Genomic DNA, 264 nt, shown 5'->3' with positions numbered 1-264 from the left:
CTCGACAAGAACCGCCCGGTGTGGCGTCCGGCGCCCGGCCCCGCCACGGGTCCCATCCCGGTGGGATCGCGGCACACCGGCCCGATACCCACAGCTTCCGGGACGGGCCCCATCGCGACGGGACCGATCGCCACCGGTCCGAGCGCCACCGGCCCGATACCGACGGGCCCGATTGCGTCGGGTCCCCTGGCCACGGGCCCTATACCTCTCGCCCCACACGGGGCGTCGTCGGGCCGGGAGGCAGGCTCGTCCGAACAAACGACG

1 pseudogene is annotated in these 264 nt (G+C 74.6%); it reads right to left on the bottom strand.

Features of this window, described 5'->3' with window-relative positions:
- Positions 1-194: pseudogene (locus NVV99_RS26565) on the bottom strand (hypothetical protein); the annotation flags it as partial.
- Between the last annotated feature and the right edge of the window lie 70 nt (positions 195-264).

Origin of the sequence: Rhodococcus sp. PAE-6, from assembly GCF_025290685.1 — a bacterium.
GTDB lineage: Bacteria > Actinomycetota > Actinomycetes > Mycobacteriales > Mycobacteriaceae > Rhodococcus > Rhodococcus pyridinivorans.
This window is presented reverse-complemented; position numbering and strand designations above follow the sequence as displayed.